At 45.9% G+C, this 18833-nt stretch carries 11 protein-coding genes; 4 read left to right on the top strand and 7 right to left on the bottom strand.

Features of this window, described 5'->3' with window-relative positions:
- The first annotated feature begins 114 nt into the window (after positions 1 to 114).
- Both smc and C7475_RS04905 read left to right on the top strand, forming a co-directional pair.
- A complete protein-coding gene (smc, locus tag C7475_RS04910) occupies positions 115 to 3645 on the top strand; it encodes a chromosome segregation protein SMC (protein WP_110051705.1) in 3531 nt (1176 codons plus the stop codon).
- 36 nt (positions 3646 to 3681) lie between these two features.
- Positions 3682 to 4077 (top strand): DUF4259 domain-containing protein, encoded by a 396-nt coding sequence (locus C7475_RS04905; protein ID WP_110051702.1) that lies wholly within the window; start codon positions 3682 to 3684, stop codon positions 4075 to 4077.
- Between the two features lie 93 nt (positions 4078 to 4170).
- On the opposite strand, the gene C7475_RS04900 is transcribed toward C7475_RS04905, so the two are convergent.
- Positions 4171 to 5433 (bottom strand): NupC/NupG family nucleoside CNT transporter, encoded by a 1263-nt coding sequence (locus C7475_RS04900; RefSeq protein WP_110051700.1) that lies wholly within the window; start codon positions 5431 to 5433, stop codon positions 4171 to 4173.
- A gap of 178 nt (positions 5434 to 5611) precedes the next feature.
- Between C7475_RS04900 and C7475_RS04895 the strand changes: the two genes are divergently transcribed.
- Positions 5612 to 7891 carry a c-type cytochrome gene (locus C7475_RS04895; RefSeq protein ID WP_110051697.1) on the top strand — a complete coding sequence of 760 codons (2280 nt, stop codon included), beginning with the start codon at positions 5612 to 5614 and terminating at the stop codon, positions 7889 to 7891.
- A gap of 2 nt (positions 7892 to 7893) precedes the next feature.
- Here the strand turns inward: C7475_RS04895 and C7475_RS04890 are convergent, their stop codons facing one another.
- From C7475_RS04890 to dnaE, 6 genes are all read right to left on the bottom strand, one after another.
- The gene (locus C7475_RS04890; protein ID WP_110051694.1) at positions 7894 to 9297 is read right to left on the bottom strand and encodes a sigma-54 dependent transcriptional regulator; all 1404 of its coding nucleotides are present in this window, start codon (positions 9295 to 9297) and stop codon (positions 7894 to 7896) included.
- 277 nt (positions 9298 to 9574) lie between these two features.
- Entirely contained in the window at positions 9575 to 10111 is a 537-nt protein-coding gene (locus C7475_RS04885; protein ID WP_110051692.1) for a DUF192 domain-containing protein, read from the bottom strand.
- Between the two features lie 12 nt (positions 10112 to 10123).
- Positions 10124 to 11305, bottom strand: a complete 1182-nt coding sequence (mqnE, locus tag C7475_RS04880) for an aminofutalosine synthase MqnE (protein ID WP_110051689.1) — start codon at positions 11303 to 11305, stop codon at positions 10124 to 10126.
- Between the two features lie 5 nt (positions 11306 to 11310).
- The gene (locus C7475_RS04875; protein ID WP_146217472.1) at positions 11311 to 13443 is read right to left on the bottom strand and encodes a M43 family zinc metalloprotease; all 2133 of its coding nucleotides are present in this window, start codon (positions 13441 to 13443) and stop codon (positions 11311 to 11313) included.
- 346 nt (positions 13444 to 13789) lie between these two features.
- The gene (gene trxA / locus C7475_RS04870; RefSeq protein ID WP_110051685.1) at positions 13790 to 14107 is read right to left on the bottom strand and encodes a thioredoxin; all 318 of its coding nucleotides are present in this window, start codon (positions 14105 to 14107) and stop codon (positions 13790 to 13792) included.
- A 173-nt stretch (positions 14108 to 14280) separates the two neighbouring features.
- Positions 14281 to 17925 (bottom strand): DNA polymerase III subunit alpha, encoded by a 3645-nt coding sequence (dnaE, locus tag C7475_RS04860; RefSeq protein WP_110051681.1) that lies wholly within the window; start codon positions 17923 to 17925, stop codon positions 14281 to 14283.
- A 225-nt stretch (positions 17926 to 18150) separates the two neighbouring features.
- Here dnaE and C7475_RS04855 point away from each other — a divergent pair, with 225 nt between their 5' ends.
- Complete coding sequence (locus C7475_RS04855) at positions 18151 to 18798, top strand: C40 family peptidase (protein ID WP_199236171.1); 648 nt, start codon at positions 18151 to 18153, stop codon at positions 18796 to 18798.
- The last annotated feature ends 35 nt before the right edge of the window (positions 18799 to 18833 follow it).

The raw sequence follows: 18833 nt of genomic DNA, 5'->3' as shown, positions 1-18833 counted from the left end.
AGATAAATAGTCTGGTAAAAATGGATTATTATAGTATGATTAGGCAAATCCTGGTCATAAATCAGAGAAATCATAGTTATCTTTGACGGCTTAAAAAAACAAAGCGAAGCAATTGTGCGTTTAAAAACATTAGAAATCAAAGGCTTCAAAAGTTTTGCTGACAAAACGGTGTTACACTTCGATGAAGGCGTAACGGGGGTAATTGGCCCCAACGGATGCGGCAAAAGTAATATTATCGACTCCATCCGCTGGGTGATAGGCGAGCATAAGATCAGTAACCTGCGTTCAGAGAATCAGTCAGGGCTGGTGTTCAATGGCTCCAAGACACGCTCTGCCAGTGGTATGGCCGAAGTGAGCCTGACGTTTGAGAACACCCGCAATGTATTGCCAACTGAGTTCACTACTGTTACTATCACCCGTAAATTCTACAAGAACGGGGATAGTGAATACCGCCTGAATGATGTAGCCTGCCGCCTGAAAGATATCCATAACTTATTTATGGATACTGGTGTTAGTACCGACTCATACGCCATCATTGAGCTGGGGATGGTGGACGACATCATCAAAGACAAAGAGAACAGCCGCCGCCGTATGCTGGAACAAGCTGCCGGTATTTCCATCTATAAAACGCGTAAAAAGGAAGCCAAATCCAAGCTGGATGCTACAGAAGGTGACCTGAACCGTATTGAGGACCTGCTGTTTGAGATCAATAATAACTTAAAGACCCTCGAAAGCCAGGCCCGTAAAGCCGAGCGCTTCTACGAGGTAAAGAAGGAATATCGCGAGATCAGTATTGAGCTTGCAAAAGCCGCACTGGAAGGTTTCAACGTCACCTTTAAAGATCTGACAGACGAACAACAGGCGGAGAGTGATAAGAAATTGGCGCTGGAAGCGGAGATCGCATCTTCAGAAGCCAGTGTGGAAGAAGATAAACTGCACTTCGTCGCCAAGGAAAGGGAACTGCAGGTGCTGCAGAAGTCCTTTAACGAACTGGTATCTACCATCCGTACGAAGGAAAACGATAAGAACCTGGCCAGCCAGCAGCTCACCTATCTGAAAGAACGGGAACGCAATATCAGTCAGTTCCTGAGTAATGCAGAAGGACAGTTGCAGGGATTGACAGATTCTATCGCGTTTACTGAAACACAGGTAGAAGAAGAGCAGGACGCATTCGAATCACTGCAGGACCAGTTGGAAGGCTTGCAGGACATGGTGGACGAGAAGAAAGAAGCCTTTAATCAAAAGAAACTATCTCTCGAAAACCTACGCCGCGATCAGCAACAATGGCAACGGCAGCAATTTGAGGCAGAAAAGAAAGTGGCGGTAGCCGATACTTCCGTTCAGAACCTGCAACGAAGCATACACCAGTTACAGGAAGAAAAGACAGGACGTCAGCTGCAGATCACACAACTGGAAGAAGAGAAAGTATCGCTTCAGGAAACACTGCAGGACCAGAAAGCAGACCTGGAAGATATGATAGCTTTCCAGGAAGAGACCAAAGGTAAGATCCTGGCTACTCAAGGTGAAATAGAAGGCCTCCGCGATAAATTGGTGGACGAGAATCGTGCGCTGGACCAGAAGAAGAATGAATACGACCTGTTAAAATCCCTTGTGGACAGCCTGGAGGGTTATCCTGAAAGTATCAAGTTCCTCAAGAAGAATACAGACTGGAATAATAACGCGCCTATCCTGAGTGATATTTTCTTCTGTAAGGAAGAATACCGTACCTGCGTAGAGAATCTGCTTGAACCTTATCTGAACTACTATGTTGTAAATAATGCAGCAGAAGCAGTTCAGGCTATCCGCTTGCTGGATGACAATAAAAAGGGGAAAGCTAACTTCTTTATTTTGGACCAGTTCCACCACCAGGGTGGAAGCTTGTTCACACCATCAGGTTCCATTCCGGCACTGGAAGTGGTTGAACTCGAAGAGCGTTACAAGGGGCTGGGTAATTATTTGCTGGGTAAAGTATTTATCTCGGAAGATATCAGCAACCTGGAATTCAGTCAGTTGGCCGACCAGGACGTACTTGTGATAGAGAAAAGCGGCAGGATGAACCGCGGCAGGTACAGTTTTAGTGGTGGTTCCGTAGGATTATTTGAAGGAAAGAAACTGGGTCGTGCCAAGAACCTGGAAAAACTGGATGAAGAGATCAAAGCGCTGGAAGAAATAGTAGCGTCACTGCGTCAGCAGATCCAGGACAAACACAACCAGGTATTAGGATATAACAGTCAGCTGAACGAAAATAATATCAATACAGCCCGCGAGAAGATCAACCAGTTGAATAACCAGGTGTTCGGATTGCAGAACCGTATTGAGAACTTCCGTCACCTGATCGAGTCTGGCGAAAAACGCCTGCTGGAAATGCAGGATTCCCTGGCAGCTAACCAGGAAAGCATTTCAGGTGTAAAGGAAGAACTGGAAGACCTGAATGAAAAGGTACATACCTTGCATGACAGCATTGTAGCGGCAGAGAGAGCGTCGGCAGATGCTGAACAACAGTTCAACCAGGCCAATGTGCAGTTCAATAACCAGAACCTGCAGCATACACGCCAGCAAAGTAAGGTGCAGGCCCTGAGACAGGAACTCGACTTTAAACGCAAACAGTTATCTGATCTGCATACGCAGATCACCAGTAATAAATCACAGCTGGAAGATGCAGTAGCAAATATTGCGGCTGCGGAGGACAAGCTGGGAACAGCAGAAGATGGACTGATCGATCTGTTCCGCCGGAAAGAAGAAGAAGAGAAGGAACTGAACGAAAAGGACCAGGAATACTATAACTTCCGTAACCAGCTGCAGGAAAAGGAAAGCGGCCTTCGTGCACGCCAGCGTGCCAAAGAACAGCTCGAGCAGGCGCTGACAGTGATCAAGGACAAGGTGAATGAACTGAAATTACAGCTGGCATCTATGAAGGAAAGGCTTAGCGTAGAGTTTAAAGTGAACCTCGACGAGATCATTGACGAACAGCGTAGTTCCACATTGCCGGTAGATGAATTGCAGGGAAGCGCCGAACGATTGAAGAAGCGCCTTGAGAATATGGGAGAGATCAACCCTACCGCGATCGAGGCCTACCAGGAAATGAAAAAGCGTTATGAGTTTATACTGGAGCAGAAGAATGACCTGGTAACTGCGAAGGAGTCGTTAATGGCCACTATTCAGGAAGTGGAAGCAACCGCTAACCAGAAATTCCTGGATACCTTCAACCAGGTAAAGGAAAACTTCGTACGTGTATTTAAGGCATTGTTCACCGAGGAAGACCAGTGTGATATGATATTGAACGATCCTGAAAACCTGGCAGATACTGGTATCGAGATCATTGCCAAACCGAAGGGTAAGCGTCCGGCAGCTATCACACAGCTGAGCGGAGGAGAGAAGACACTGACAGCAACAGCATTACTGTTTGCTATTTACCTGATCAAACCAGCACCATTCTGTATCCTCGATGAGGTGGATGCGCCGCTGGATGATGCCAACGTTGGTAAATTCACAAACATGATCCGTAAGTTCTCAGACAATTCGCAGTTCATCATTGTTACGCACAACAAGCAGACAATGGCGGCAGTGGATGTGATCTACGGTGTTACCATGCAGGAACCAGGCGTAAGTAAGCTGGTACCGGTGGATTTCAGAAGTCTCAACTAAGTTAATCAATAAAGCAAACCAAAAAAACTACATATCATGGGCACATGGGGTACCAGAAACTTCGAAAATGATGGCTCTCAAGACTGGGTATTTGAAATGATGGACAACAAAGATGGCGGCATGGTTGCCGACACATTGCAGTTCACACTTAACAAGGATGGCATACTGGATACATCCGAATGCGAAGACGCTTTGGCGGCAGCAGAAGTAGTTGCCGCACTGGCTGGAAAAGCAAGTGAAGATTTCCCGGAAGATCCGCTCGACAACCTGGATTCTCTTGACCTGCTGGCTACACCTGCACTTCGCAAACTGGCTGTAGCTGTTGTTGAGAAGATCAGAGCCGCGTCTGAAATGAGAGATGTAAGAACTGACGAAGGACAGTACGAAGGTTGGGATGCTGTACTGGCAGACCTGGTTAAAAGACTAAGCTAATCTGATTGATACTATAAAGAGCTCCGCCTTATCCTCTTGCCGGCGTACCGGAAGATGATAAGGCGGATTTTGTTAGTATTTATGTGTACTTACTTAAATCAGTATTCCTGCAATCGTAGCTGATAAGTAGGACGCCAGCGTTCCGCAGAAGAGCGCTCTTAAACCAAGACTGGCGAGATCAGCGCGTCTTTCCGGCGCAAGTACGCCAATACCACCTATCTGCATACCCACACTACTGAAATTGGCAAATCCACAGATCGCGATACTCACGATCAGTAATCCCTTTTCCGTTAACACGGGCACAGTCTTATCTGTAAGGTTCTTGAAGGCAATGAATTCGTTGATGCTGAGTTTCTGTCCGAGCAATGTCGCTACGCTGTTTACGTCCGAAGTAGGCACGCCCATAGCCCATGCAATAGGATAGAAGAGTTTTCCGAAGATCCAGTTCAGGCTCAGTACGAAGTCCAGATGAAACAGCTGACCTATCTTCAGTAATCCCCAGTCAAGGAATGCAATAAGCGCCACGAAACCAATGATCATCGCGATCACGTTCATGGCTATTTTAAAACCATCGCCCGCTCCATGTGTGATAGCGTCGATCACATTTACATACTGGCTTTTTACCTCCAGTTTCACTTTACCCATTGTCTGCGATTCTTCCGTTTCGGGAAAAACGATCTTGGAGATCACCAGTGCACCAGGGGCCGCCATCAGGCTGGCAGTGATCAGCATCGGCGCGAGGTCCATGCCGGCGGCCTTGCCCATATTGGAGTATACTACCAGTATCCCCCCGGCAATACAGGCCAGACTTCCGCTCATAGACGCCAGTAACTCACTTTTGGTCATATAAGGCAGATAAGGGCGTATCATTACCTGGGCCTCGATCTGGCCCACAAAGGCACTGGCCACGTTACTCAGCGCTTCCGCGCCGCTCACGCGCATAATGACGTTCATCGCCTTCGCGATCACCGCTACAATGCGCTGCATGATGCCATAGTGATATAGAATTGCCACAAGACAACATACAAGTATGATAGCTGCAGTAATATTAAATGCAAATACGAACCCACCGGTGAGGTAGTTGCCTATCGTACCCGGCGCCTGTTCTACGGCAATGCCTCCATATACGAAAGCAGCGCCTTCGCGGGCAAATTGTTCCAGTTTGCCCATTGCCTTCCCGATACCCTGGAAAAAGCGGAAAACAAACCCTACTTTAAAGATGAGCAGGGCAATTAATACCTGCAGGCCTATTCCGCTGATTACCAGCCGGAAATTGATCTTTTTTTTGTTGTTGGAAACCAGGTATGCAAGTCCCAGGATAAGAATTATCCCTAACAATCCTTGGAAACGTCCCATAAGCGCGATAAATGGTATAAAAGAAACGAAGATAAATAAACAATTAGGAATTGGGAATTGAAAATGACAGGTTGTAACAGCCCGCTGCCGGTCAACCGCATCAATATTTCATTCCTCATTCTTAATTCCTATTTCCTAATTTAATTTATATTTTGGGCTTTACAATCGATTTATAAGAATGCGTTACAGGTTTTATCTCTTAGCGATCGGCTTCTTGTTGGCAGCATGTAACAACGGTGGGAGCACGAAGTCCTCAAAGGAATCAGACTCATTGGCTATTCGTGAAAAATATGCAGCATCGCCCGTTCTGGATGCAAAAACAGCTATCTCACATATGGAAGTGGAGAAAGGTCTGGAAGTACAGCTGGTTGCAGCAGAGCCAGTCGTAACAGTGCCGGTTGCTATGACGTTTGATGAAAAGGGACGTATGTGGGTGGTAGAGATGACAGGTTATATGCCCGATACCAGTGGTACCGGGGAAGATATTCCCAACGGAAAAGTAGTGATCCTGGAAGATACGGACCACGATGGTGTGGCAGATAAACGCAATATATTCCTCGATTCCCTCGTATTACCAAGAGCTATCTGCTTTGTGGAGAACGGTATTCTGATAGCTGAACCTCCGAAGTTATGGTTTGTTGAGATCAACAATGACAAACCCGGAAAACGAACACTGGTTGATGATAAATATACAGAAGGTGGTAATGTGGAGCACCAGCCGAACGGTTTGCTGAGAGCCATGGATAACTGGATCTACAATGCAAAATCAGATAAGCGCTACCGTAAGATAGGTGGCAAATGGTTAAAAGAACAAACACATTTCCGCGGTCAGTGGGGAATTTCCCAGGATAATTACGGCCGTCTCTTTTATAACAACAATTCTGAAAACGTATTGGGCGATTATTTCCCGGCCGGACTGGGCGCCCATAATCCGCAGCAGAAAAATGTATCCGGTTATGATGAAAAGATCGTACCCGACAATCGGGTGTATCCAGTCAGGGCTACCACCGGTGTGAACAGAGGGTATATGAAAGGCGTTCTGGACGATAGCCTCCGGCTACGTAATATGACGGCTGCCTGCGGACCATTGGTCTATAGAGGTGGATTGCTGGGTAAGGCCTATGATAACAATATTTTCGTAGCGGAGCCCTCGGGCAACCTCATTAAAAGGAATATTATCAAAGACAGCGGTTATATTGTAAAGGGACACCAGGCCTATAAGGGCTACGAATTCCTGTCGAGCAATGATGAACGTTTCAGACCGGTAAGCTTGTATGATGGCCCGGATGGCGCTTTGTACATCGTAGATATGTACAGAGGCATCATTCAGCATAAAACTTACCTCACGCCTTATCTTAAAAATGAGATCAAAAGTCGTAGCCTGACCAATCCGTTGAACTGTGGCCGCATTTACCGTATCGTACCTGCAGGTAAGAAAACAGTTCCTGTACAGATACAGAATGAACCCGGTAAACTGTTGGCATTGCTGGACAATCCCAATGGCTGGGTGCGTGACAAGGCGCAGCAGATGATCGTTGATAATCATTACACCTCGCTGGCGCCTGCATTGAAAGAACGCCTGCAACGTGGGGATAGCGTGAACGGACAGATCCATGCACTCTGGACATTGGAAGGTTTAGGTGCGCTACAATTGTCAGATGTAATGGTAATGCTTCATCAGCATAATCCATATATCCAGGCGCAGGCGCTCGCAGCACTTCCGGCTGTGATCACCCCTTCCAACGGCAGGGAAATATTGAAGGAGCTGACCGGCCTTGAGCGAAATGTTTTCCTGGCGCCTTATGTAGCACTATTACTGCCGGCGTTCCCTCCGCAACTGGAGAAAGAAACAGATACCCTGCAATTGCAACTCGTAAGAATGTGCGCTAATGATCCATATGTATCAGATGCCGTTATCAGCAGAATGGCGGGTAAAGAAACGGCATTAATGGCGCAGCTTACGGCATGGAAGAATGATACCACCCTGGTACTATACAAACACCTGAAGAGGGTGATGAAGGATATCGAAAATCATAAGAAGGCGAGCATGGACGAAAGCCTGCAAAAGACTTATCCACGTGGGACCATCTTGTTTAAAACGGTGTGTCAGACTTGCCATGGGGCAGATGGAGATGGTATACAATCGCTTGCGCCTCCGTTAAATCAGTCAGAAATTGTAACGGGCGACAAACACCGTTTGGCGGCTATTGTTTTGTTTGGACTGACCGGACCTGTTAATGTGGCCGGCAAGCAATATAAAGCGCCGGAAATAAGTGGTGATATGCCCGGTATAGGGAGCAATGATGAATTCTCTGACAAGGATATTGCAGAGGTGCTGAGTTTCATTCGTAGCGCATGGAGTAATCACGCTGCTAAAGTAACGGAGAAGGATATACAGGATGTTAGAAAACAATATAAAGGACGTCAGAGATCATTCACTATGGAAGAGCTGAAATAAGCTCATAACAGTATGTTCAAGGTGTGCAGCTTGTTGTAAAGCGTCTTTCGGTCAATGTTCATCAACCTGGCCGCCTGCGATTTATTGAAGCGTACCTTTTGCAATACATCCAGGATCTTCTGGTATTCAGCCTGTCTCGTAACATTCTTTAAATTAGCCTCGCCGGTTGCAATTGATTCGGATGATTCTTTAGAAACAGGTTGTAATTCCTCCGGGAGGAGGTCGGCCGTGATAGGTTCTCTATCTTTTGACAACAGGCAGATACGCCGCATTACGTTTTTAAGTTCCCGGATATTACCCGGCCAGGAATAACTGGAAAATGCAGCCAGTACTTCGTCGGACAACGGACCGCACTCTCTTTCCAGTTCGTCTTCAACGGCCTGTTTGAATGTAGATATGAACAGCGGAAGATCATCCGGGCGTTCACGTAACGGAGGTACGTTTATCGCAAATTCATTGAGCCGGTAATATAGATCATCCCTGAATCTGCCGGCTAAAACGGCCTGTTGCAGGTCCTCGTTAGAGGCCACAATAATACGGATGTCCACATGTGTTTCTTTCGTACTGCCTACCGGGCGTACAACTCTTTCCTGTATAGTCCTTAATAAGGCAGTTTGCACCTCGTAAGACAGGTTAGCTATTTCATCAAGGAATAAAGTACCTCCGTGAGCTTCCTGGAAGGCGCCAGTTTTAGCCTGCACAGCTCCGGTAAATGCGCCTTTCTCATGCCCGAACAATTCACTGCATGCCAACTCGCGGGAAAGACTTCCGCAATCAATGGCTATAAGCGGTTTGTCTTTCCGTTTACTCTGACTATGGATCAGATGTGCGACGGATTCTTTACCTGTACCGGTTTCTCCCAGAATAACAACGCTATAGTCAGTGGGCGCGATCAGTTTGATCTGCGTATGTAATTCCTTTGAGGTATTTCCTGTACCATAAACAAATCGACTGAGCTGTCCTCTGTGTGATATGTAAGTGGAAACAGGACCTGTCGCTGGGGGATTGGCAGGTGGCAATTGTTCTTTAGAGATAACAGCCTGATGAAGGAGGACTTTCTGCACCAGCAAAACAACCTGGGCTGCGCTCAATGGTTTGACAATATAGTCGTAGATACCTTGTTTGATCAGTTGAATAGCTATCCGTACATCCGGATAACCGGTCATTACAACGATGCCGGTAGCAGGGCTTAATTCCCTGATCTTAAGAGATAAAACACTGCCGTCTATTTCCTTGTCTTTCAGCCGGTAATCACAAAAGATAACATCGTATATTTTTTCTTTTACCATTTTAATAGCAACAGCGCCGGATACGCTATGATCTACCTCATAACCCTCTTTGGCAAGGATGGTGGTTAGCAATGTGCAGATATGGATTTCGTCGTCGACAATCAGGATAGTTTTCACATGTTAAGATTAAAAAGTGATCAATATATGTCTCCGAATGACACGAACATTTATTACTGGACGAATGACTGTTGGCAGGGAGGGAATAAATAGAAATGAAGTATGGTATATTCTATAATCACACTGTAAGAGGAATGATTTTATTTCCAATACACAGCGTTGCGAGGAGTCAAATGCTATGGCTGGTATAAAGGTATCGAAATAATGCTTGCAAGCAAAAAATAAAGCCCGTTTCGATGAGCGAAACGGGCTTTATTTTTATAGTAATATCATTATACTACTTTATTTCTTTATAACTGATCTTATCACCATATGCGATGTGATACTTATCGCAGAATCCCGCATTCACTTCCAGCACATACTGCGCTTTTTTGAAGGAGGGAAGGCTTTCCTCTGAAAGAGGAGTGGTGTATTTCTGGACTGATACGATCTCCTTGTTCTCATCGAGATAAATGATGTCAAGGGAGATGTATGTATTTTTCATCCAGAAAGATTGTTCTTCTGCATGAGGAAAGATAAATAACATACCTTGTGTATCAGACATGGACTTTCGGTCCATCAGGCCCTGCGCTCTTTCAGCGTCGTTGGTGGCCAGTTCGATATCGATCTGGCGGAGGGTATCATTATTTACCTTACTGAGAAAATAAAGGACAGCTTCCTTTTTGAATTGCGGACCGCTATCTGCCGTGGTAGTAATTGTACTACCAGTGGTAGCAGATTGATTGCCGCTGACAGAATTACCGCTGTTGTTATGACATCCGGCAATATAAAGACAGAGTCCTGCATTGAATAACAACAATCTGGTAATTGACATAAGCGTGTGTTTTTAACGGGCCATCAATTCTTCTTCCGAGAATACGACGTCTGTATAGTCTTTGATCTCATTGTAAACTGTATCCCTCTCCACAGGCCTTCTACCAGCCTGTTTGATCAGCATTGCCAGCTGTGCCGTGTTCATGGATGGGTTCTGTTCTTCTGAGCCAGCCATGGAATAGATCTTGGTAGTATCATCGATAGTACCGTCAAGATCGTTTACGCCAAAAGAAAGGGTCAGTTGTGCCGTATTTCTACCCAGCATAGGCCAGTAAGCTTTCAGATGGGGGAAGTTGTCCATATAAAGACGTGCTATGGCATAGAGCCTGAGGTCTTCGACAACGGAAGTCTCTGCTACATGGGACATTTCATTGTCTTTGTTACGGAACTTCAGTGGAATAAAAGTATTAAAACCTTTTGTCTGGTCCTGGAGACTGCGCAGGCGTTCCATATGATCAACACGGTGCCAGAATTCTTCAACATGGCCATACAGCATGGTAGCATTAGTATGCATACCGAGCAGGTGTGCTGTTTTGTGAATATGTAACCAACCGTCTGCATCTACTTTATCATGACAGATCTGTGCACGAACATCAGGATGGAATATTTCAGCGCCACCGCCTGGCATAGACTGTAAACCTGCATCGTGCAGGATACGCATGCCTTCTTCTACGGAAACCTTTGCTTTTTTGAACATGTAGTCCAGCTCCACAGCCGTAAATCCTTTCAGATGAAGATCAGGTCTGTGTGCTCTTATTTTCTGCAGCAGCTCTACAAAGAAATCAAGGTTCATTTTAGGATGCACGCCGCCTACAATGTGTACTTCTGTAACAGGTTGGCCATCATACTTTTTTACGATGTCCAGCATCTGATCGATGCTTAATTCCCAGCCTTCTTCACGGTTCTTGTACAAACGGGAGTAAGAGCAAAATTTGCAGGTAAAAATGCAAACATTGGTAGGTTCTATATGGAAATTCCGATTGAAATAGGTCTTATCACCGTGCATCCTCACCCTTACTGCATTGGCCAGGGCTCCCAGGTATCCCAGTTCAGCCTTCTCAAATAACAGCAGGCCATCTTCCGGCGTCAGCCTTTCAGCCGACATCACCTTCTCTCCAATGGTTTTCAACCCTTTATCCAATCTTGTATCTTGCAGTAATGTTGCTACGGCAGGATGATCATTTCTGGTCGTCATCTGGCTTAATTCACTTTAGTTATCTTAATAGTCTTGACGTTATTCCTGTATATTAATTTTACAAAATAAATACCATTTGGCTCATTTACCAAATCAAAGATAAAACGGTTGCTATTGTTGATGGAAGAACCCGGTTGCTTTGCCACCAGTTGTCCTAAAGTGTTATAGATCGCTATGTAGTCCAGGTCATTAGGCGTTTCCAGGAAGGTGATGTATAATTGGTTCGCCACAGGTACAGGTCCTATGGTGATCCCTTTCTCTTTCAGATAAGGAAGGGTATTCTTCGTAACAATATTGATATTATCCAGGTAGATATTGTTTTCAGCATTGCTGATATTCCTGAATACAACCCTGAACCGCCCCTTTTTGATCATCGGTGTCAGGTTGACAGAATCCCTGCGCCATTCGGCTGCAGTAGGAATAAACTCGCTGATTGACGGTTGTTTGCGGGTCAGTAAATTTGCTCCGCCTCTGTTATAAACAATATCAAGCGTTTGACCACAATCAGAAGTTGTAAAGACCTGGAGGCTATCCCAGGGCTCCAGAGAGCTGAGACTTGAAGATGCTCCTGCTGCTACATCAAAAAACAGGAATACGGAGTCATGGCCCGCGGGATCGAAGGTCGGGCTCAGAATGTCATCAATAGCATCATTGGTGTTATAAAGCAGGTTACGCATTACGATGGACTTTGTACCTGACTTCGCGGCATCAGATGTAATCTCCCAGGTATAACTGCCGTCGTAATTCTTTATCTCCCAGCCTGTTGGTGGGAAAGTATTGCTTTCGAAACCTTCGGCATAAGGCAGACTGCCATCTGTATAGTATTGGAAAGTGGTCCAGGCTGTATCGTTTGTAATGTCGTTATCAGCCACGCCATTAGGTGATATCGTGAATGCTTTCAGCACGTGCATCCCTTCTCCGGGTACGCTGTTCTCCAGTTGTATGGTATCTGTTTTTAGTGCCGTGAGACTGCCTGTCCAATTATAAGTTTTGATGGTACCATCATCCACCAGGTAATTGATCTTCACCGAAGTGAGCGTATTGCTGCCCTGATTTTTAAGTACCACAGAAGGCGTAATACTGTTTTCACAAACCTGTCCGAAAGGAGAAACAACACTCAATACCTGTGCGTCATTTTCCAGTAGGTTTAACGGTATGCAGGCATTGGAAGAAAGGAGAGAAGCCCTGTCCTGGCTCAATGTCAGGCGCATCCTATCCACCTGATCGGAGGTAAACAGCAACATGCAGACATCGTCCGAATAATCCATGAAGTTATTGAACATAATACCGGGAGAATCAACAGTACAGGCGTCTGTAAGTGGAAACCCCGGGCAGTTATATGTATGGTCGCCCTGTAACGGCGTATCGTCAATGCCATCGTCTGCCATACAGCGTGATTCATCACCCCAGATATGGCGGAGGGAAAAATAGTGACCTACCTCATGGACGGTAGTACGTCCTTGATTGTATGGAGATACTGCACTACCAGTGGAGCCAAACGCTGAGTAGAGGATCACGACGCCCTGTTCAGCGGCAGGATAACCGTCGGGAAACGTAGCAATTCCCAGGTAATCTTCTGAGAGGTTACAAACCCATATATTGAGGTAGTTGTTACTGTTCCATGCATCTGCCCCACCTGAGGATGCATGTTTTACCATAGATGCAGAATTACCAGGATTAAAAGAATTGACGGTAGTGGTCACCCTGTTGATCCCATTGGTTGGATTATCATCTGGTGTGCGCTGTGCCAGGCAGAATTGTATCTCTGCATCGCCAATGAGCGGTTTCCATGCATCCGGTACACTTGATATGTCAGGAGAGCTGGCACTGTAATCGCGATTAAGCACATCTATTTGTGATTGCACCTGCTCGTCAGTAACCAGGCTGGGATTTCTCATCACGATATGTACTACCACCGGGATCGTCACAACAGGATAGATCGTTTTCGCCTGCGCCCTTAATTGTTTCACAGACCGGGTCATCTCCTGCAAACGAGCTTCTTTTCTTTCACGTACCTTCTGAAAAGCGGGATTCGCAGCGATGAACTGTTGCATGGACTCTTCAGTGCCGCACTTGCGTTGGGCAAAGGATGGTATAACATAGAGGAGGGCGAGGATAAAAAGGGTAAAATTGCGCAATGTTCTAGTTTGAATGTTAAAATACGGCTTGTCCCGTTATTTTTCCGGAAAAGTTACAACCTTATGGTCAGAAGCAGATAATGAATCTACGAAAAAGGGATATTCTGCGGTTAAATTGATTATCTGATAAAGAACAACCATTTTTCAACCTGGCGGCAATTTCAGGGACATGCATTAAGTAAACGAATTTTGTGACGATTTCTTATTATAACTAGTGGCAACCTCGAATGGGAAGAGCGGATCTATCACTGCAGAGAAAGGGATACACTGGCGGGAACAGGATAATAAATAATAAAGCCGGCCCATCTGAGACGGGCCGGCTTCTTTTTATGATGTTTTAAACCTATTAGAGGTTAGACTGGATCTTCTTCTCCAGAACAGATCTTGGAGCAGCACCTACCTGTTTGTCAACTACCTGACCATCTTTAATGAACAGGATAGCAGGAATGCTGGTGATACCGTAGTTGATAGACAACTGAGGGTTCTGGTCTACGTTCACTTTACCTACGTTTACTTTGCCCGCATAGTCTTTAGAGAGTTCTTCGATAACTGGACCGATAGCGCGACAAGGACCACACCATTCTGCCCAGAAGTCGATCACACTCAATTTATCGGAGCTCAATACTTCCGTTTGGAAGTTCGAATCTGTGAATTCTAATGCCATGATATTTAAAGTTTATGAAATTATTGTAAAATCAAAGTTCCTGAATAAATTTATAAATGCAAATATATACATTCAATTTTCAAACCAACTGCAAATTACTGCTTTTTTGACAGCCGGTATCTGTTTGTTAAAAGGCGCCTTACGACCATGCAAATTAGAGCATTTTACGACCGCTACTTATTGATTGTATCTATATACACATCGATATCAGGTTGTTTCGTCAAGAAGTGCGCCAGTTCATCATTCATCTCAATATGTTTATTAAAGGTGTGCAGTTTGACCTGCATTTGATCATCACGGTCAATAAGTTGCAGGAAAAGCTCACTGGCGCCGGGATACTTGGCAATGTTGTCCACCAGGAAGTCAACCAGCTCTCTGGTAATGAACTTCGGCATTGTAACCAGCGTCACCTTCTTCGTATGCGTCTTCTTAACCTCCTGTAGCAACTGTATACCACTTACTTTGAACTCGTACTCGGCATCATTAAAACGTTTGGCTTTGAAACCGCCATTCAGGAAGAGACATAACCCCGTTTTGAGGTATGGTGCGAAACGGATGAAGTCCTCACTCCACAAGGCAAACTCGAATTTACCGGAGTAATCCTCAATCGTCATTATGCCAAACTGGCGGTTGTTTCTTGATATTCTTTCCTGTGCTCCCGTCACATAGACAGCAAGCCTGAAGTTACGTTCACGGCCTGCACGGGCATTGCCGGGGGTGCTTAGATCTGCCTGATATTCAACAAGTTCCTGAACCGTGTTCATGTTATAATGCCGGCTTTCAAAACGGTAATCATCCAGCGGATGCCCCGAAATATAAATACCGGTCACCTCACGTTCATTGTTCAACTTCAGGATGAGCGGCCATGCATCGCACGGTGGGATCTTGGGTGGTTCAATGTCTGGCATTGACTCTTCTCCAAAAAGGCTCCCCATTGCTGTAGCTGCTCCTGCAGACACCTGCTGACCGAATTTCACGATCTTATCCAGACCGGTAGTAGTATCATTCTCTGGTTTATGGAAATACTGGGCACGGTGGAGTTCGGGGAAACAGTCAAAGGCACCGGACATAGCCAGGGCTTCCAGTGATTTCTTATTCACCGCACGCTGGTTCACCCGTCTGATCATCTCAAAGATATTCTTATATGGGCCTTCTTTTTTCCTTTCTTCCAGGATGTTTTCAACCGCTGCTTCACCCACACCTTTCAGACCTGCCAGCCCAAAACGGATCTGACCTTGTTTGTTCACCGCAAAGCCTTTGAATGACTCGTTCACATCCGGTGGCAATACGTCTATTCCCATACGTTTCGCCTCTTCCATGAAGAAGGTGATCTTTTCAATGTTGCTGGCGTTATTCAGTACAGCCGCCATATACTCCGCAGGATAGTGCGCTTTCAGATAAGCGGTCTGGTATGCCACGAAGGCGTAACAGGTGGAGTGGGATTTATTGAACGCATAGGATGCGAATGCTTCCCAGTCCGTCCATACTTTATCACAGATTTTCAGGTCATGTCCGTTAGCGGCACAACCCTCCATGAATTGTTTCTTCATTTTGTCCAGTACGGCCTTCTGCTTTTTACCCATGGCTTTACGGAGTACGTCAGCATCACCTTTGGAGAAGTTGGCCAGTTTCTGGCTAAGGAGCATTACCTGCTCCTGGTATACCGTAATACCATAGGTATCGTTCAGGTATTCTTCCATTTCCGCCAGGTCGTACACCGTTTCTTCCAGGCCATGTTTACGACGGATGAACAACGGGATGTACTCCAGTGGTCCCGGACGGTACAAGGCGTTCATCGCAATAAGGTCGTCAAAACGGTCAGGTTTTAGTTCGCGGAGGTATTTCTGCATACCGGCAGACTCGAACTGGAACGTGGCGTTGGTTTCCCCTTTCTGGTACAGTTCATATGTCTTGGCATCGTCCAGCGGAATATCGTCAATGCTGATCTCAATCCCGTGGTTCGTTTTGATCAGTTCCAGGGCGCCCTTGATGATGGTGAGGGTCTTCAGACCCAGGAAGTCCATCTTGATTACACCGGCGCTCTCAATGATACTACCTTCAAACTGGGTTACCAGCAGGTCGGAATCTTTAGCAGTAGATACCGGGATCAGGTCATACAGGTCTTTCGGCGCAATGATGATACCCGCCGCATGGATACCGGTATTTCGTACGGAACCTTCCAGTACGCAGGCCTCTCTCAATACTTCACCCTGGAGGTCCTGTCCTTTGATCAGTTCACGTAATCTCTTCACGTTCTCCAGGTCTTCCGGTCCCAGACCTTCTTTCTCTGCCAGGCTCTTTTCGCCTTCATCAATGGGAGCGTTGAAGATACGGTCCAGCTGAATACCCGGCTTATCGGGCACCATTTTGGCCAGCATGTTGGACTCTACCAGCGGGAGGTCCATTACACGGGCCACGTCCTTGATGCTCATCTTGGCAGCCATCGTACCATAGGTAATGATCTGTGCTACCTGGTTCTTACCGTATTTCTGAACAACGTAGTCAATAACTTTCTGACGGCCTTCATCATCGAAGTCCGTATCAATATCGGGCATGCTCTTACGTTCCGGGTTAAGGAAACGCTCAAAAAGCAGGTTGTACTTGATCGGGTCAATATTGGTGATACCTATACAGTAAGCCACCGCAGAACCGGCGGCAGATCCACGGCCTGGGCCGATGAATACGCCCAGGTCACGTCCGGCCTTGATGAAGTCGGATACAATAAGAAAGTACCCGGCAAATCCCATGTTCTCAATTACCTGGAGTTCGAAGTTGAGACGCTCCTCTACTTCTGCCGTGATCTCTGAATATTTTTTAGCCGCGCCTTCCATAGTGATATGACGCAGGTACTGGTCCTGTGTCAGGAAGGGAGGTGGGATAGGGAAGTTAGGCAAAAGGATGTCTCGCTTCAGGTCCAGCAGTTCTACCTTGTCAACGATCTCATTCGTATTGTCAATCGCCTGCGGCAGATCGTGGAAGAGTTTTGTCATCTCTTCCGTGGTCTTGAAATAGAACTCGTCGTTATAAAAAGCGAAACGTTTATTCTTCATGGACACGTCATCATCAGAGAAATCCTTCATGGTAGGAGTGCTCTTTTTCTCGCCCGTGTTAATACAGAGCAGGATGTCATGTGCGTTGGCGTCTTCCTTGTCCACATAGTGAGAGTCGTTGGACGCAATGATCTTTACATTATGTTTGGCGGCAAACTTGAGCAGGGATTCATTTACTTTTTCCTGTTCGGGGATACCATGTCGTTGTAATTCAACGTAATAATCCTCACCGAAAATGTCCAGCCACCATTTGAACTCGTCTTCACCAGCTTCTTCTCCTTTTTTAAGGATCGCTCTTGGTACGGAGGCACCAAGACAGCAGGTAGTGGCGATAAGACCTTTATGATACTGAAGGATCAGTTCTTTATCGATACGTGGATACTTACCGTACAGCCCTTCCATGTACCCGAGTGAGCACAATTTGATGAGGTTGCGGTAGCCTTCGTCGTTTTTGGCCAGCAGTACCTGGTGATTACGGATGTCTTTTTCCTCACGGGTAAAGGCGCGTTTGAAACGATTTTCCACGACGTAGAACTCACAGCCTACGATGGGTTTTACTTTCAGCCTTTTATCCTTCGGATCTTCAGGGTTCAGCCTATTATTATAAGCTTCCGCCACAAACTGGAACACTCCGAACATGTTACCATGGTCCGTGATGGCCAGGGCCGGCTGATTGCTGGCCATAGCTTTCTTGTACAATGATTTGATGTCTGCTGCACCATCCAGCAATGAATACTGAGTATGAACGTGTAAGTGGGAAAAGATCATTTGGCAAAAATCCGACTCTTAGCCCATATTAAGAATCAGCTGACAGTAAAATTTATCCACAACCCCTGCGTTTAAAATAGAAAAAGCACGGAATACTAACGGCAGGCTATACGTCGTCTTTTCCTCATCCCTTTACAGATGAGGGTTCCGGAGCAGCAGCTGAAAACACTTTAAAAACAATTATTATTAGTAAATTTGCTCAAATCTATTTAATCTGAAAGGCTTATGAAAGAAAGAAAGGAGGTCCTGTTGGCGACTGTTATATTGTGTGCGCTGGGAATAGGTTCCTGTACTTCTACTAAGAGAACGGCAGGAAAGTCAGCTTCCGGGAGCGAGTCCCAGTTCATAGAGGGGATGGTTATTTCCAGAGCGGGACTATCCAGCAATGTTGCTAATACAGGGTCCGCAAAGATTAAGAATTTTACAGCAGGTAGTGCTAACCTCGAGTTTGCAGCGCTCTGGCAGTTTAAATATGCCCAGTTACTGGACGTAAGGGTGGAAACGGTCCTGAATATGAACCTTTTCCGGTTCATCGAGGACTGGTGGGGAACTCCTTATGTATACGGCGGTAAGACCAAGAGCGGCGTAGATTGTTCCGGCTTCACGAATAACCTGTTATCGCAGGTATTCAGTTTACCGGCAGGAGGCAGCTCTTCCCAGTTATATAGCAAATCCAAAAAGATCGGCAACTCTTCAATGCGTGAAGGCGACCTGGTTTTCTTTAAGACCAACGGCAGTTCTGTATCACATGTTGGCGTCTATCTTGGTAATGATAAATTTGTACATGCTTCTACCAGCTCCGGCGTTATGATCAGTGACCTCAATGAAACTTACTGGAAAAAGTATTATGTAGGAGGAGGCAGGGTAGAATAATTAAATATATCTTCGCCCGGACATTAATTTTACGG

The organism is Chitinophaga sp. S165 (assembly GCF_003182155.1).
Taxonomy (GTDB): Bacteria; Bacteroidota; Bacteroidia; order Chitinophagales; family Chitinophagaceae; genus Chitinophaga.
This window is presented reverse-complemented; position numbering and strand designations above follow the sequence as displayed.

Coding starts and splice junctions, on each gene's coding strand:
- C7475_RS04905 (WP_110051702.1), top strand. CDS start 3,682: ATGGGCACATGGGGTACCAGAAACTTCGAAAATGATGGCTCTCAAGAC.
- C7475_RS04900 (WP_110051700.1), bottom strand. CDS start 5,433: ATGGGACGTTTCCAAGGATTGTTAGGGATAATTCTTATCCTGGGACTT.
- C7475_RS04895 (WP_110051697.1), top strand. CDS start 5,612: ATGCGTTACAGGTTTTATCTCTTAGCGATCGGCTTCTTGTTGGCAGCA.
- C7475_RS04885 (WP_110051692.1), bottom strand. CDS start 10,111: ATGTCAATTACCAGATTGTTGTTATTCAATGCAGGACTCTGTCTTTAT.
- mqnE (WP_110051689.1), bottom strand. CDS start 11,305: ATGACGACCAGAAATGATCATCCTGCCGTAGCAACATTACTGCAAGAT.
- trxA (WP_110051685.1), bottom strand. CDS start 14,107: ATGGCATTAGAATTCACAGATTCGAACTTCCAAACGGAAGTATTGAGC.
- dnaE (WP_110051681.1), bottom strand. CDS start 17,925: ATGATCTTTTCCCACTTACACGTTCATACTCAGTATTCATTGCTGGAT.
- C7475_RS04855 (WP_199236171.1), top strand. CDS start 18,151: ATGAAAGAAAGAAAGGAGGTCCTGTTGGCGACTGTTATATTGTGTGCG.